This is a genomic window from Streptomyces sp. QH1-20 (assembly GCF_041283565.1).
Classification (GTDB): Bacteria; Actinomycetota; Actinomycetes; order Streptomycetales; family Streptomycetaceae; genus Streptomyces; species Streptomyces syringius.
Map to the genome: position 1 here is coordinate 7,747,129 of NZ_CP166299.1, position 15,809 is coordinate 7,762,937.

The following is a 15,809-nucleotide window of genomic DNA, read 5'->3' on the forward strand; positions in this document are numbered from 1 at the left end:
GACGGGCCGGCGGCCAATTACGGCCACGTCGATGCCCCGCCACGCCGACCCGGGAGGGCGCCCGGTGCCCCGGCGCCGTATTCCGGTCGCCCGGGGTCGCCGCTGCTCACCGCCGAGCCGGGAGCCGTCCGCTACCGGGCTCCGCGGAGCCGGTCCCGAATGGCCGAAGTCCGCCCGTCCTGCGTCGCACGACGCTTGACGTATCCCGGCACGGCGCGAAGACTCGAACGGACGTCGGGATGCCATGGCGGAAACATGCCCGCATGGCCGCACACACAGCGTGCGCCCTCAGTGCGGCGCGACACGCGAACAGGCACGGGTGCTGCCCGCACGCCTCGGTCCAGGAAGAGCCAGGAAGAGTCTTCATCCCCCCACCCCCACGACTCACCGACCCCTGCGATCCACGTTCGTCCAGGAGGAATCTCCGGTGGATCACGCCTCTCAGGTCCGCATCATCGAGGAATTGCTCGCGTTCGAGGAGCAGCGCACCACGGACATGGCCGGTCAGGACCACGAATACCACAACCCCGTGTCCGTCTACACCGATCCCTCCCGCTTCGAGGCGGAAGTGGACCGGATCTGGTACCGCAACCCGCTCGCCGTCGGCCACGTGGGGGAGTTCCCCCGGGCCGGCTCGTTCAAGACCCTCACCGTCGGCAAGGTCCCGCTGCTGGTCGTGCGCGGTAAGGACGAGCGCATCAGGGCGTTCGTCAACGTCTGCCGGCACCGCGGCACGGTCCTCGTCGAGGAGCCCGAAGGCCGGGCGAACGCGTTCGCGTGCCCCTACCACGCCTGGACCTACGGGCAGGACGGCGTGCTGCGCCACGTCCCCGACGAGTTCGGCTTCCCCACCGTCGCGTCCGCCAAGGACGACTACGGTCTGCGCGAGCTGTGGTGCCAGGAGCACGCCGGCTTCGTGTACGTCCAGGCCGACGGGAGTGCCCCGGAGCGCCCGCTCGGGGACTGGCTCGCCGATGTGGGAACCGATCTGCGCGACCTCGGCCTCGACGACTTCGTGTGCCTGGACGCCTCCCGGGCCCCGCACCCGGTCAACTGGAAGCTGCCGTTCGATATCTTCCTGGAGAACTACCACACCAAATTCACCCACCGGAAGACGATCTACCCGGTCTTCCTCTCCAACGTGGCGAAGTTCGACCACTTCGGCCCGCACATCCGGTGCGTGCTGCCACGCCGGGAGATCACCGAACTCCGGCACATCGACCGGAGCAAGTGGGACCTGGTGGAACAGTCCACCATCCTCTACGTCGTCTGGCCCAACACCATGATCGCGGTGCTGCCCGAGCACGCCGCCGTCTGGCATGTGTACCCGGACGGAGTCGGGCACTGCACCCTGCACTTCTATGCTCTGCTCGCCCGGCGCCTGCACGAGTCCGAGGCCGAACAGGAGACATGGAAGAAGAGCCTGAAGGTGGTGCAGAAGGTCAAGCGCGAGGACGCGGAGCGCTTTCTCTCCATCCAGCGCGGGCTGGAGTCCGGTGCCAACCCGGCGCTGACCTTCGGCCGCTACGAAAAGGCCATCTCCTGGTTCCACCAGAGCATCGAGGAGGCGCTCACGCGTGACCACTGACACCGCGCCGGAGGTTCTCCGGGTCGAGACACCCGAAGAGTTCCGCACGATGCCCGAGGAGTACCAGGAACTGGCCACGCACCAGATGATGGTGCACACCGAGGGGGAACTCTCCGGGGCCGACGACTACTTGCAGATCTTCTTCCCCATCGCGCCCAGCGCCTACGAGCGCAAGGTGTGCTGCGAGCGCGCCGCCGAGGAGGTCGATCACTACATGATCGGTGCCGCGGTCCTCAACGACCTGGGCATCGACACCGACTACATGCTCCACCAGAAGCTGATGGAGCGCGGGCTGTACGCGTCCCCCGCCATTCACAAAATCAAGACCTGGCCGCAGCGCGCGCTCTTCTCCTACCTCGGCGAGGACGCCGTCCTGGACCACATCCGGGAGATGGCGCAGAGCAGCTACCGGCCCTGGGCCGACTCCTTCGACAAGGTCATCAAGGACGAGCTCGTCCACGTCGGGCACGGCCGGCGCATCGTGCGCGAGCTCATCCGCACACCCGAGGGGCGCGCGGAGGTCCAGGCCACGCTGGACCGCATGTGGCCGTTCATCCTCAGCCTGTTCGGCAGCGACACGTCCACCCGGTCCCCGAAGTACCTCCGCTGGGGGCTGCGGCAGAAGACCAACGCGCAGGCCCGCGCGGACTTCGTGGCGCGCGTCGTGCCCGAACTCCGGCGCATCGGACTGACCGTACCCGGACCCGCCGCATGAAGCAGTTCCTCCCCGTACCGCACGTGCCCGGCCCCTCCCGCTCCACGGCACCGGAGCGGGGCGGCTGGGGACAGCGGCTGCGCCGGATCCTGGCCTCGGACCCCGCACTCCGCCACCGCTTCGACGCCATCCGCCACTACGCGGCCGGCATCCGCGCCTCGGAATACCACCTCACCAACGCCTGCAACATCCGCTGCAAGGGCTGCTGGTTCTTCACCTACGAATTCCAGAAGGCCTCCCGGGAGAACACCGACCTGGCCGACCTCAAGGCGTTCGTGGCCGACGAGGCGGCACGCGGCGTCAACACCGCGCTGCTCATCGGGGGAGAGCCGACGCTCTTCCCCGACCGGATCGCGGTCTACCGCGAGGCCATGGAGCGGGTGACCATCTCCACCAACGGCCTCCGGCGGCTTCCCCGCGCCGGGTTCGAGGACATCACCGTCGCCATCTCGCTGTTCGGCGGAGGACCGCTGGACGACGAACTGCGGGCCGTCCGGCCGAGCGGAAAGAGGTTCTCGGACCTGTTCGGCACCGCCCTCGGTCACTACGCCGACGACCCGCGGGCCGGATTCGTCTACGCCCTGTCCGAGGACGGTATCGACCACATCGAGGACACCGTCCGCCGCATCCACGACAACGGCAACCGGGTCCACTTCAACTTCTACAGCAGCTACGACACCGACGACCCGCTGCGCGGCGTGCGCGGCCGGGAACTCCTCGCGGAGGCGCTGCGCGTGCGCGAGCTCTACCCCGACACCGTCGCCAGCCACCCCTACACGATCGAGGTGATGATCACCGGCGACGCGCACTGGGACTCCTTCGGCTACGACGTGTGCCCCAGCATCAGCGCCCGGCACCCCGCGCACCACTCCCGCACCCGCAACGGAAACCCCGTGCTGCCGCAGTTCAACACCTGGGCCGCGGACCTGGAGACCGTGCACTTCTGCTGCACCAGCGGGCACTGCGACTCGTGCCGGGACAGCCAGGCGGTCTTCAGCTGGCTCATGGTCAGCCCGCGGCACTTCCTGGAGAGCGCCGAGCAACTGTGGACGTGGGTGCACATCGCGGAGAGCTACTGGAGCCAGTTCTACTGGTCCCCCTTCCACCCCGCCCACCGGCCTCCCGCCACCCCGGACCCCGATCCGGCAACAGCTCCGGCAGCAGCTCCGACAACTGGCCCGGCACCGGCGACGACAGCACCGCGGGAGGGTGTGTGACCCAGCGGGACCGGAGCATCCCCCACCACCTCACGGGTCGGCGGACCCCCGTTTCGAGCCTGGTGGAGGCCGTACGGTTCCGCGCGGCCACCACCCCCGACCGAACCGGCTACGTCCTGCACCACCCGCGCGACGACGGCCCCGACGACATCCAGCGGCTCGGCTACGGCGAACTCGACGAGCGCGCCCGGCGCGCCGCCGCCCACCTGCGCGACAGCCACCGCACCGCCACCGGCGCGCAGCCCGGCCCCCGCGCCCTCCTGCTGTACCCACCGCCGTCGGCCGACTACATCGCCGCCTTCTTCGGCTGCATGTACGCCGGATTCCTTCCGGTACCCGCCTACCCGCCGATGACCCCCGACCAGTGGGGCGCGCTCGCCGCCGTGATCGCCGACTGCGACGCGGAGGTGGTGTGCACCACGGCCGACCTCCAGGAGTACGTCACCTCCTCCCTCGCGTCGGCGGGCCTGGCCACGGTACGCACCGTGGCCACCGACCGGCCCGCCCCGCCACTCGACGAGGCCGCGATCCACCACCCCGGCCCCGATGCCGTGGCATTCCTGCAGTACACCTCCGGCAGCACCGGCCGGCCCAGGGGAGTGGTCGCCCTCCAGCGCAACGTCCTGGCCAACCTCGAAGTGATCGAGTCGGCGTTCGGCCACGGCGCCGCCTCCACCGGGGTGATCTGGCTGCCGCCGTACCACGACATGGGACTGATCGGCGGCATCCTCACCCCCCTGCACCAGGGCTTCCCCGTACACCTCAGCTCACCGCTGGCCTTCCTGCGCGACCCCCTCTCCTGGCCGCGACTGATCTCCGCGGTGGGAGCCACCACCAGCGGCGGCCCGGACTTCGCCTACGCGCTGTGCGCCCGCAAGGCACGGCCGCAGGACGTGGCCGAGCTGCGCCTGGACTCCTGGGACGTGGCGTTCAACGGCGCCGAGATGCTGCGCCCGCGCACCCTGGACGACTTCACGTCCGTCTTCGCCCCCGCCGGCTTCCGCCGCTCCGCCTTCCTGGCCTGCTACGGGCTCGCCGAGAGCACCCTGATGGTCACCGGCACGCCCAAGCGCCACGATCCCCTGGTGCTCCCCGGCGACGCGGCGGTGGCCAGCGGCGAGCCCGCCGACGGCGAGCTGGTCATCGCCACCCCGGACGGGCAGCGGATCACCGACGACGGCCGGGAAGGCGAGATCTGGCTGCGCGGCCCGAGCGTGTGCGCGGGGTACTGGGGTCGCCCGGAGGACAGCGCGGCGGCCTTCGGCGCCCGCCTCGCCGACGGCAGCGGCCCGTATCTGCGCACCGGCGACCTCGGATACCTCCACGACGGGCAACTCGTGGTCGTCGGACGGCTGAAGGAACTCATCATCGTGCGCGGCCGGAACATCGCCCCGGCCGCCGTGGAGGACGCCGCCTGGCGGAGCGCCCCGGCCCTGCGCCCGGGCTGCGTGGCCGCGTTCGCCCTCGACGGAGTGCACGGCGAGGAGGTCGCCGTCGTCGCCGAGGTGCGCCGCCGCGACCCGGCGGGCGGCGGCCCCGACGAGGCCGCCCTGTTCGACGAAGCGGTGCGGGAGGTCAGAGCCGCCGTGGCCCGGGCCTGTGGCGTCGCCGTACGGCTCGTCGTCCTCGTGCCACCGGGCACCGTCCCCAAGACCACCAGCGGCAAGGTGCGCCGCTCCCTCTGCCGCGATCTTTTGCTCCGGGGCGCCCTGACCGCACTGCACCGGGCCGACTCCGGCGGCGGCACGGCACCGCGCCCGGCCTCCACCCGGGCGCCGCACGGCGGTCTCACCCTCGCGGAGACCGTGACACGGCAAGCCGTGGCAGCAGTGCTCCGCGTGCCCGCGGACACCGTGGACCGCCGACGGCCCTGGAGCGAACTGGGCCTGGACTCCCTCGGCCTCACCGAAGTGGCGGCGTGCCTGGAGGAACGGACCGGCACCGAGATCCCGGTGGGCATGCTCTTCGACCACCCCAGCATCGCCGCCCTCTCCGCCGCCCTGGAACGGCGGAGCCGCCCGGCCCCCACCGCACCCGACGCATCCACCACCGCCGCCCGGCCGACCGGCTCCCCGGCCCCACCGGACCCCTCAGCCCCCTCCACCGGCCGTGAGCCCATCGCCGTCGTCGGCATGGCCTGCCGCTTTCCCGGCGGCGCCGACGACCCGGAAGCCTACTGGAGGCTCCTGCGGCGAGGCCTCGACGCGACCGGGGAACTCTCCGCGGAGCGCGCCCGGTTGCTCGGTGACGACACGTCCACCGGCCGACAGCGGCTCGGTGCCCTGGAGGGCGTCGAGTGCTTCGACGCACCCCTGTTCACGGTGAGCGCCCCCGAGGCACGGGCGATGGACCCGCAGCACCGGTTATTGCTGGAGACCACCTGGGCGGCCCTGGAGGACTCGGGCACCGACCCGCTCGGGCTGCGCGGCTCGCGCACCGGCGTGTACGTGGGCATCTCCGCCGCGGACTACGCGCGGATCGCCGAGCGGTCACCGCTGTCCCGCTTCTCCGCCGTCGGCGCCAGCCCCTCGGCCGCGGCCGGACGCCTGTCGTACCACTTCGGACTGCGCGGGCCGGCCCTGTCCGTCGACACCGCCTGCTCCTCCTCGCTGACGGCCGTGCACCTGGCGGTCTCGGCACTGCGCCTCGGCGAGTGCGAACAAGCCGTCGTCGGCGGGGTGAACCTGGTACTCGCACCGGAGCCGACCGCCGCCCTGGACCGGCTCGGGGTGCTGTCCCCCTCCGGCCGCTGCCTGCCGTTCGACGCGGCGGCCGACGGCTACGTACGCGGCGAGGGATGCGGCGTCATCGTCCTCATGCCGCTGTCGGCCGCCCGGGAGCAGCGACTGCCGGTACGGGCGGTCATCCGCGGCAGCGCCCTGGACCACAACGGCACGGGCAACGGCATCACCGCCCCCTCAGGTCTCGCCCAACGGGAGGTCATCACCGCGGCGTTGCGGGACGCCGGCCTGCCCGCGTCCCGCGTCGGCTATCTGGAGGCCCACGGCTCGGGCACCGTGCTGGGCGACGCCGTCGAGCTGGGTTCCGCGGCGGTCCTCGCGGCCGGCCGCGACCGGCCGCTGTACCTGGGATCGGTGAAGGGCGTCCTCGGCCATCTGGAGGCGGCTGCGGGCATCGCGGGCCTGATCAAGGCGGTCCTCGCCCTGGAACACGGCGAGATCCCCCCGACCCGCGGCGAACGCGGCCCGAACAGCACGGCGGACTGGGCGGACGGGCGGCTGGCGGTGACCGCCGAGCCGATCCCGTGGCCGGCCCACGACGACGCGCCCCGCGGCGCCGGAGTCAGCTCGTTCGGCTTCAGCGGCACCAACGTCCACGTGGTCCTCGAACAGGCGCCGGCGCCCGGGCCGCACACCGGACGACCGCCCTCCTCGGCCCGGCCGGGCCGACGCCTCGCCGTCCCCCTCTCCGCCCGCACCGACGCCGCGCTGCGCGCGAGCGTCGAGCGGCTCGCCGCGGCGCTCCGCCGCACCCCCCACGAACTGGGCGACGTCGCGGGCACCTTGGCCTGGCACCGCCCGGTCCTCGCCAGGCGCGTGGCCTTCCAGGCAGGCGAGACGGCGGAACTGCTCGACGCCATGGACAAGTGGCTCACCGACACCCCCCTCCCGGGCGCCCGCGACGACGCACCGGACCGGGCGGCCGCGCAGGACCCTTGCGGCGCTGCCTGCGCCCGGTTCGTCACCGACGGCACCCTCGCGGGCATACGTGCCCTCGACCCCGAGCCGTTCCGCCGGGTGGGCCTGCCGTCGTACCCCTTCGAACGACGCCCCTACTGGATCGGCGGAGGCCGACGTGACCGATGACCTGACCTCTCCCCTTCCCGTCCTGGCCCCCGACGCGGCGCTCGGGATCCTCACCGACCGGGAGGCCGACGCCGACCCCGAGCTGATGCGGGGTGCCGCACTCGTCCATCTCACCGCTCTGGTGCGACAGGGGCTGGAACTGGACGACACGGAGGACGTCCCCGTCGACGTCCCGGTCGACCAGCTCGGCGTGGACTCCCTGCTCGCCCTGGAGATCGGCGATCACGTCTTCGACGCGACCGGTGCCGTACTGACCGTGGAGGACGTCGCCCAGCGGCCCACCCTCGGCGGGCTGGCCGCGCTCATCGTCGCCGACCTGCGACAGCAGCGGGCCTCGTGACGCCGGTGTCCGTGCTGTGCGTGCCCTACGCGGGCGCCACCGGCCTGGCGTACGCCCGGCTGTCCCGCCGGGCGGGCCCGGAGCTGCGCTTCACCGGCCTCGACCTGCCGGGGCGCGGCGGGCTCGCGGACCGCCCGCCGCCCCGGGACGCGGCGGAGGCGGTGGCCGCGCTGGCCGCCCAGGCCGGCCCGGTGGCGGGTGCGGGCGTGCCGTACGCGGTGCTCGGCCACAGCCTGGGCGCCTTGCTGGCCCACCGGCTGACGGAGGCCCTGTCGCGGGGACCACAGCCGCCACCGAGCCTGCTCGTGGTCTCCTGCTGCCCGCCCCCGCATCTGGCGGGCCGGCTGGACGCGGGGGCGGAGGAGCTGCTCGGTGCCGCCGCCCGCGAACTGCGGGCCACCTCCGGGCGTGCCGGGGCGGACCGCACCTGGGCGGCGGGCCGGTCGGACCTGGAACTGGGCCGTGAACTGACCGGCGGCGCGGGCCCGCCGGACGGGGAACCCCGGCCGGTGGACGTCCCCGTCCTGGCGCTGTACGGCGCCGACGACCCCCTCTTCCCCGGCGCGGCCGTGCGGGAATGGGAGCACTGGACCCGGGCCGGCTTCACGGCACGGGAGGTGCCGGGCGGTCACTTCTGCTTCCGCGAGCACGCCGCCGCGTACGTCACGACGATCCGGGAGGCGCTGCGCGGCAGCACACCGCGGCCCGGTCCACCGGCGGCGGACGACCGGCAGACGACACGGCTCAAGGGCGTCAGGACATCCCGAGGCGATGAGGTGTGGCGGGCATGAACAGCACGAGCAGGGCGGATACGGGGGAGACGACGACGTCCTTCGAGGTCCCGGCCGCCGGCATGAGCCGGATGACCTGGGACTACGACGTCACCGACGAGCGGCTGATGGCGCTCTACCAACGGGGCAAGGACCGCCAGTGGGACGCGACCTCGCGGATTCCCTGGCACCTGGAGGTGGACCGGGCCAATCCGCTCGGCCAGAGCGAGGAATTGCTGCCCATCCACGGATCACGCGACTGGCAGCGGTTCCGCCACGACCGCCGCTTCGTGGCGGATGTCTTCCTGCACACCACGGCATGGCAGTTCAGCCAGTTCCTGCACGGGGAACAAGGCGCTCTGGTGTGCGCCTCACGGATCGTGGAGACCGTCCCCGGGATGGAGGCGAAGTTCTACGCCAGCACCCAAGTGGTCGACGAGGCGCGGCACATGGAGGCGTACTCCCGCTTCGTCAACGACAAACTCGGGCTGATGTATCCGGTCAACCCCGCGCTGCGCACCCTGCTGGGCCAGACGCTCGCGGACTCCCGCTGGGACATCCCGTACCTGGGGATGCAGGTGCTGATCGAGGGGCTGGCACTGGCGGCCTTCGGGCTGCTGCGGGACGCCACCGCGCACACCGCGCCGCTGCCGCACGCCCTGCTCGCCTATGTGATGCAGGACGAGGCCCGGCATGTGGCCTTCGGGCGGATGGCGCTCAAGGAGCTGTACGCGGATCTCACCGATGCGGAGCGCAGGAGCCGCGAGGAGTTCGTGATCGAGGGGTCGCATCTGCTGTTCCAACGGTTCCGGGGCGACGAGATGTGGGACGCGCTGGGTCTCGACACCGCCGACTGCGTGGCGAGCGCGGGCCGGTCACCCTCGATGAGGGCGTACCGCAAGCTGTTGTTCAGCCGGATCGTGCCCGCTCTGCGCGACATCGGCCTGTGGAGCGACCGGGTGGCGCGGGAGTACGAGAAGCTGGGCGTGCTGGAGTGGGCGAAGGAGGACCTGGACAGCCTGATGCGCCGGGACGAGGATGTCGCCCGGGCCGCCGAACGACAGCAGCGCGAGCTGGCCGTGCGGCACGCCCAGGTCGCCGAGACCCTCGCGACGGGGGCCGCGGAAGCGGGCGACGCGACCACGACGAGCTGATCCCGCTCGGGGCGCCGGTGCGGGACCGACAGGAGGACCGATCCGCGTGACATCCGGCAAGCCCTTGGACACCGACACGTCCCACTTCCGCTGCGTGCTGCGGTTCACCGCGCCGTTCCACGACGTCGACATGCTCGGTCACGTCAACAGCGTGGCGTACGTGCGCTGGGCGGAGAGTGCCCGCGCGGCCTATCAGATCGACGTGCTGAAGGAGGACGTGGACGGCCCGCGTGGCTTCGTGGTCGGGCGCGTCTCCCTCTCCTACTTCCAGCCGCTGCGCTTCCGCGACCCGGTCAGCGTGGGCATCCGCGTGGCCCGGATCGGGGCGAAGTCCTTCGACTTCGCGTATCTGATGTGGCGGGACGGCGATGGTGCGGTGGCGGCCGCCGGCGAGACCGCGATGATCGCCTACAACGCGGTGGAAGGCCATTCCATCGCCGTCCCCGATGCCTGGCGCGACGCCGTCACGGAGTTCGAGACGATCCCGCCGGAAACTCCGCATCGCTGACGGGTGATCCGGCGCCCGGGGGCCACCGCCGTGGCGATCAGGTGAGGCAGGGGTTCACCGCGTATCCAGCCACACCTCGAGACGTTCTCCATTCGGCATTCCGAATCACCTCGCGCCGCCGTTTCCTTCACCGGTGCGGCAGCGACACGGCGGCGGCGCACCGGACCGGAGAACACCATGCGTACTCGAGGGTTCAAGCGGCGTACGTCCTCCCTCCTCACCATCACGGGGCTGGCCATCGTGCTGCCGTTGACCGTCACCACTGCCGACCACGGCCGCCTGCCGACCCGCGGACGGACGACGGCAACCGCGCCGGGCCATGCCGTCGGCCCCCCGATCCAGTCGCTGCGGGCGGTGGTGCGCGACAGGCTTCCCCACGATCCCCGAGCGTTCACCCAAGGTCTGGAGTTCCGTGGCGCCACCCTCTACGAGAGCACGGGGCTGGTCGGCCGGTCCTCCCTGCGTGCCGGACCGCCCGGCAAGCCGCCCACCCGGTACGTCGAACTGCCGGCGCCCTTGTTCGGCGAGGGCATCACGCTGACCGGCACCAAGCTGTGGCAACTCACCTGGCACAACGGCATCGCGATCGAGCGCGACCCCACCACGCTCGCGGAACGCCGGCGAGTCGGCTACCGGGGCGAAGGCTGGGGTCTGTGTCACCAGCGCGTCGCCGGGCGGAACCGGCTGGTGATGAGCGACGGCACCGACCGGCTCACCTTCCGTGACCCCGACACCTTCACGGCGACGGGCGGCGTCGACGTGCGCCGGGACGGCGCGCCCGTCGCACGGCTCAACGAACTGGAATGCACGCCCGACGGCTCCGTCTACGCCAACGTGTACGCGACGGACACGATCCTGCGCATCGACCCGCGTACCGGTACCGTCACCGCGCACATCGACGCGGCCGGTCTCCTGACGGCGTCCGAACGCCGCGGAGCCCAACACCTGAACGGCATCGCCGCCGTACCGGGAACCGACAATTTCCTGATCACCGGCAAACTCTGGCCCCACATGTTCCGAGTCACCTTCGCCCCCGGATGAGCCGTCCCGGCTGCCCGCCCGATCGCCGGCCGGCTCGGTCGAGGGAGCGGACACGAGAAGGACCGGCGTCGGGCCTCGCCGGAACCGCTCGGCTCACCTCAGGCGGCGGAGGAAGACATCGCTCCCGCCGTTGCCGTCCTGGGGCACGAGGTTGTCGGCCCCGCTGTCGAACACCACCCTGCGCCCGGCCAGGTCGACACTGAAGTTCAACGAGAACGCGTTGGCCTGGGTCCCGTCGGACGCGACGTTGACGCGCTCCACGGCGCCGGTCCGCAGGTCGCGCATGAACACGTCCTCCTCGCCGTTGGTGTCACCCGGCACCAGGTTGGTGGCTTCGGACGGGAAGAAGGCATACCGGTTGTCGGCGCTCATGGCCACGTGCCCGTACGACATGCCGTTGGCCTCGGCGCCGTCGGCGGCCACGCTGAGTCGCCGGGCGACGCCCGTGCGCAGATCCGTGGCGAACGCGTCCGCCTGGTGATTGGTGTCGCCTGCGACGATGTTGCTGTTGGAGCTCATGAACAGCGCGTAGCGCCCGTCGGGGCTCAGACCGATGTCGGTGAGGACCGCCACCTTCGAGCCGGTGAGGGAGTGCGCGGCCAAGTCGGTGCGGCCGGTGCGCAGCTCGTGGGCGTAGAACGCGCGAGCCCGCGGCCGCGCCAGCGGGTCCTCGCCGGCGTCCACCGGGGGGACCAAGTTGGATGCGCGGCTCTTGAACCCGACCCGGCTGCCGTTCGCGCTGATCACCGGGGCAATGGATTCACCGTCCCCCTGCGCGCCGTCGGAGGCGACGCTGACACGTGTGACGGTCCCCCGCCACCGGTCCTTCACGAACACGTCCCGCACGTTGTTGGTGTCCCCGGGCACCAGGTCGTCGCGCGTGGACATGAAGGCGACAAAGCGACCGTCCGCGCTGATCGAAGGTTCGCGGTTCTCGACGCGCACCTGCTTCGGATCCTTGATGAGGATCTCGGTACGCCCGGTCCAGCGGTCGCGCACGTACACCTCGGTACTGCCGGTGGGGTTGCCACCTGGCACCAGGTTCGTCGCGTCCGAGCTGAAGACGAGATACCGTCCGTTGCCGCTGATCGCCGCGTCCCAGGTCGAGCCGTCGGCCGGTGTGCCGTCGCCGGCCACGCCCACCCGCTCGACCCTGCCGGTACGCAGCTCCTTCACGAAGGGGCCGCCCTTGCGACGGTCGCCGGGGATCAGATTGTCGGCCCCCGAGCTGAAGACGACGAAGCGGCCGTCGCCGCTGATCTTCCCCTGCCCCGACTCGCCGTTCGCCTCGGTGCCGTCGGCGGCCACGCTCGCCCGCTCGGTCCGCCCCCGGTGCCCCTGCGCCGCGTCGGCCGCCTGCAGCACCGTCACACAGGCCCCCAACGCCGCCGCCACGACCGCCGTTCGTATGAGACAGCGCATGCAACTCCCCTTACCGAAGCGACGAATGGTGTGCCGAGGGAAGCCAACAGCCTCGCCGGGCCTCGGTCAACGGGGAGGGACTGACTCAGTGCGTCAAATGCGCTTCCAGATGCGTGACCTCCTCGATGTCCACACCCGCCTTGTCGAGCAACTGGTGGGCGAGATCGTTCAGCGCGCGGGCCGCCGCGACCTCCTCGCCGACCCGCTGCTGACCGGGGTCGTCGGGGTGCCGGTGGGCGATTCCCTGGGCCATCAGCTCCGTCCCGTCGTGCAGACGCAGCCGTACCGCGGCCTGCGTCATGGCATCGACCTCACGGAACTCCATGTCGATGGCGCAGTCGACGATCGTCTCCATGGCGATCACTTCCCGTGTGTGCGTTGAGTTGTGCGCTTCTCGCGGGTCCCCTCAGGGGCCCGACGGGGTGGGTGCGGGCGGGGCCCGGTGGCCGCCAGGAGGCCCGCCGAGGTGCTTGGTGAACCAGTCGCGGGCGAGTTCCGCGACGGCGTCGAGCGTTCCCGGCTCCTCGAAGAGGTGGGTGGCACCCGGCACGACCGCCAGTTGCCTCTCGCACGTCAATTGGTCCGCGGCCTGCCGGTTGAGGTCGAGGACGGTCTCGTCGTGGCCGCCGACCACGAGCAGCGTCGGTGCCGTGACCTCGGGCAGCCGTGGCCCGGCGAGGTCGGGGCGGCCGCCCCGGGAGACCACCGCGGCGATGTCCGTCCCGGAGGCCGCCGCGTCGGCCGCCGCCCACAGGGCCGCCGCCGCGCCGGTACTCGCGCCGAAGTAGCACACGGGCAGGGACGCGGGGCCGGGCGACTCGCGGCGCAGCCACCGTGTCACCTCCGTCAGCCGCCGGGCCAGGGGCTCCACGGCGAACACGTTCGCCCGGTCCTGTTCCTCGGCGGGGGTGAGGAGGTCGAAGAGGAGCGTGCCCAGTCCCGCCTCGGTGAGGACGCCCGCCACCGCGCGGTTGCGGGGGCTCAGTCGGCTGCTGCCGCTGCCGTGCGCGAAGACGACGAGACCGGGGGCGCCGGCCGGCAGGTCCAGATCGCCGGCGAGCGTGACACGGCCGCCGTCCACCGGGAGTTCCAGCGGGCCCGTCACGGCCCGACCGCCACCCGGTCCGGGGTTCCGGGGCCGCTCCGCCGTGCTGCGCCGCAGCAGTTCGACGACTTCGTCGTCCGAGGTCTGGGCGAAGTCCCGGTACCACTCGCCGACCGCGGAGAAGCCCGCCGGTGTCGACAGGCAGACCAGCTCGTCCACTTCCGCGCTGAGCGCCGTCGCCGCGTCCGGGGGCGCGACGGGCACGGCCAGCACCACCCGGGAGGCGCCGTGGGCCCGCGCCACCTGGCACGCGGCCGACGCCGTCGAGCCGGTGGCGATGCCGTCGTCGACCACGACCGCCGTACGGCCGTCCAGCGGGACGCGGGGGCGTCCGCCGCGGAAGCGTTCCGCACGCCGGACGAGTTCCGTCTCCTCGCTCCGCTGGACCTCGGCGAGGTCCTCCTCGTCGACCCGGCTCATCCGGACGATGTCGTCCCGTACGACGCGCACCCCTCCCTCGCCGATGGCGCCGAAGCCGAGCTCCCGGTGGTACGGCACGCCGAGCTTGCGGACGAGGATCACATCGAGCGGAGCGTCCAGCGCCCGGGCGACCTCGAAGGCGACGGGCACGCCGCCGCGCGGCAGGCCGAGCACGACCGGATGGTCCCCGCGCAGATACTCCAGCCGCTCCGCCAGCTGCCGCCCGGCATCCTCGCGGTCGTCGAATCGCATGACGCACCTCCGGCCCGGGTCCGGTCCGGCCCCGGAAGACGAGGGGAATCGGGACGAGAGTCGCTATACGTCCAATATCCTCATATTCGGCCCGTTAGTCCATGTGGTGGAGGCCCGGCCCGGGACGGGCCGCCCTCCGGCCCTTCCCCGCGCCGGTTCAATCCAGGGCCAGTGCCGCCCGCACCCGCGCCGCCGTGTCCGCCGCCTCCTCGTCGGAGGCGTACCGCGTCCGCGGCCAGAAGAAGCCGCGCAGACCGTCCTTGGGATTGCGCGGCACGACGTGTACATGGAAGTGCGGCACCGACTGGCTGATCCGGTTGTTCGCGGCCACGAACGACCCGGCGGCGTCCATCCCGCGCTCCACCGCCCCGGCGATCAGCCGCACCCGGGTGAAGAACGGCCCCACGTCCTCCGCCGGCAGATCGGTGAGCGTCTCCACATGCCGCCTCGGCACCACCAGGACATGGCCGGGGAAGAGCGGCCGGACGTCCAGGAACGCCACCGCCGTCCCGTCCTCGAACACCCGGTGACCGGGCTGCTCGCCCGCCATGATCGCGCAGAAGACGCAGTTCACGACACCCATCAACTCCCCGTCGGTCGGTCCGTGGCGAAATTATCCGTGACGCCCGGGGCCTGCGGGGGCAGGGATCACTCATGCCCCTTCTCGTCGGTACCTCGGGATGGCAGTACAAGGACTGGCGCGGCGGTCTCTACGCCGCCGAGCTGCCACAACGACTGTGGCTCGAGGAGTACGCCCAGCGGTTCGCGACCGTGGAGAACAACAACGCCTTCTACCGGCTCCCCACCCCGGAGACCTTCGCCGCCTGGCGTGACCGTACCCCCGAAGGGTTTGTCATGGCGGTCAAGGCGAGCCGCTATCTGACCCACATCAAGCGGCTGCGCGACCCCGAGGAACCGGTGGCACGGCTGATGCGGCACGCCGCCGGGCTGGGGGACCGGCTCGGGCCCGTCCTCCTGCAACTGCCGCCCACCCTGCAAGCGGACCCCGGCACACTGGACGCCACCCTCGCCTGTTTCCCCGCCGGGACCCGGGTGGCCGTCGAACCCCGGCACGCGTCGTGGTGGACCGACGAGGTGCGGGCCGTCCTGGAGCACCGCGGTGCCGCGCTCTGCTGGGCGGACAACGACTCCCGGCCGGTGACCCCGCTGTGGCGCACGGCGGACTGGGGATATGTGCGATTCCACTGCGGCCGGGCCGAGCCGTGGCCACGTTACGGGCGCCACGCCCTGACGAGCTGGGTGCGGCGCGTCACCGAGAGCTGGCCCGACCGGGCCGACGTGTACTGCTACTTCAACAACGACCCCGGCGGCGCCGCCGTCCTCGACGCCGCCGTCTTCGCGCGGACGGCCGCCGGCCAGGGGCGCACGGTCACCCGCACGCCGACCGCGCACGGCTGAACGAGCCGTCAGGCGCCCCAGGCGGCCCCTC

General features: G+C 72.1%; 14 protein-coding genes. 10 read left to right on the forward strand and 4 right to left on the reverse strand.

Annotated features, from left to right (window positions below; all coding sequences use genetic code 11):
• The first annotated feature begins 427 nt into the window (after nt 1-427).
• The 9 genes from AB8O64_RS34015 (at nt 428) to AB8O64_RS34055 (ending at nt 11,160) form a co-directional block, all read left to right on the forward strand.
• Nucleotides 428-1,588: an aromatic ring-hydroxylating dioxygenase subunit alpha gene (locus AB8O64_RS34015; RefSeq protein WP_370423516.1), complete on the forward strand. Its 1,161-nt coding sequence runs from the start codon at nt 428-430 to the stop codon at nt 1,586-1,588.
• Complete coding sequence (locus AB8O64_RS34020; RefSeq protein WP_370423517.1) at nt 1,578-2,303, forward strand: Phenylacetic acid catabolic protein; 726 nt, start codon at nt 1,578-1,580, stop codon at nt 2,301-2,303. The genes AB8O64_RS34015 and AB8O64_RS34020 overlap by 11 nt, the downstream gene beginning before the upstream one ends.
• Complete coding sequence (locus AB8O64_RS34025) at nt 2,300-3,520, forward strand: radical SAM protein (RefSeq protein WP_370423518.1); 1,221 nt, start codon at nt 2,300-2,302, stop codon at nt 3,518-3,520. The genes AB8O64_RS34020 and AB8O64_RS34025 overlap by 4 nt, the downstream gene beginning before the upstream one ends.
• Nucleotides 3,517-7,347 (forward strand): beta-ketoacyl synthase N-terminal-like domain-containing protein, encoded by a 3,831-nt coding sequence (locus AB8O64_RS34030; protein WP_370423519.1) that lies wholly within the window; start codon nt 3,517-3,519, stop codon nt 7,345-7,347. The genes AB8O64_RS34025 and AB8O64_RS34030 overlap by 4 nt, the downstream gene beginning before the upstream one ends.
• A complete protein-coding gene (locus tag AB8O64_RS34035) occupies nt 7,337-7,687 on the forward strand; it encodes an acyl carrier protein (RefSeq protein ID WP_370423520.1) in 351 nt (116 codons plus the stop codon). The genes AB8O64_RS34030 and AB8O64_RS34035 overlap by 11 nt, the downstream gene beginning before the upstream one ends.
• A complete protein-coding gene (locus AB8O64_RS34040) occupies nt 7,684-8,478 on the forward strand; it encodes a thioesterase II family protein (protein ID WP_370423521.1) in 795 nt (264 codons plus the stop codon). Before AB8O64_RS34035 ends, AB8O64_RS34040 begins: the two co-directional genes overlap by 4 nt.
• A complete protein-coding gene (locus tag AB8O64_RS34045; RefSeq protein ID WP_370423522.1) occupies nt 8,475-9,611 on the forward strand; it encodes a ferritin-like domain-containing protein in 1,137 nt (378 codons plus the stop codon). Before AB8O64_RS34040 ends, AB8O64_RS34045 begins: the two co-directional genes overlap by 4 nt.
• 46 nt (nt 9,612-9,657) lie before the next feature.
• Entirely contained in the window at nt 9,658-10,119 is a 462-nt protein-coding gene (locus AB8O64_RS34050; RefSeq protein ID WP_370423523.1) for an acyl-CoA thioesterase, read from the forward strand.
• Nucleotides 10,120-10,296: 177 nt separating this feature from the next.
• Nucleotides 10,297-11,160 (forward strand): glutaminyl-peptide cyclotransferase, encoded by an 864-nt coding sequence (locus AB8O64_RS34055; protein ID WP_370423524.1) that lies wholly within the window; start codon nt 10,297-10,299, stop codon nt 11,158-11,160.
• Between the two features lie 93 nt (nt 11,161-11,253).
• On the opposite strand, the gene AB8O64_RS34060 is transcribed toward AB8O64_RS34055, so the two are convergent.
• The 4 genes from AB8O64_RS34060 to AB8O64_RS34075 all read right to left on the reverse strand — a co-directional run bounded on the left by AB8O64_RS34060 (nt 11,254) and on the right by AB8O64_RS34075 (nt 14,942).
• The gene (locus AB8O64_RS34060) at nt 11,254-12,582 is read right to left on the reverse strand and encodes a TolB family protein (RefSeq protein WP_370423525.1); all 1,329 of its coding nucleotides are present in this window, start codon (nt 12,580-12,582) and stop codon (nt 11,254-11,256) included.
• A gap of 85 nt (nt 12,583-12,667) precedes the next feature.
• Nucleotides 12,668-12,937 (reverse strand): DUF1876 domain-containing protein, encoded by a 270-nt coding sequence (locus AB8O64_RS34065; RefSeq protein WP_370423526.1) that lies wholly within the window; start codon nt 12,935-12,937, stop codon nt 12,668-12,670.
• Nucleotides 12,938-12,988: 51 nt separating this feature from the next.
• Nucleotides 12,989-14,359: a phosphoribosyltransferase family protein gene (locus AB8O64_RS34070; RefSeq protein WP_370423527.1), complete on the reverse strand. Its 1,371-nt coding sequence runs from the start codon at nt 14,357-14,359 to the stop codon at nt 12,989-12,991.
• A 157-nt stretch (nt 14,360-14,516) separates the two neighbouring features.
• Nucleotides 14,517-14,942 carry an HIT family protein gene (locus AB8O64_RS34075; protein WP_370423528.1) on the reverse strand — a complete coding sequence of 142 codons (426 nt, stop codon included), beginning with the start codon at nt 14,940-14,942 and terminating at the stop codon, nt 14,517-14,519.
• Between the two features lie 71 nt (nt 14,943-15,013).
• Here AB8O64_RS34075 and AB8O64_RS34080 point away from each other — a divergent pair, with 71 nt between their 5' ends.
• Entirely contained in the window at nt 15,014-15,778 is a 765-nt protein-coding gene (locus tag AB8O64_RS34080; protein ID WP_370423529.1) for a DUF72 domain-containing protein, read from the forward strand.
• Nucleotides 15,779-15,809 lie beyond the last annotated feature (31 nt).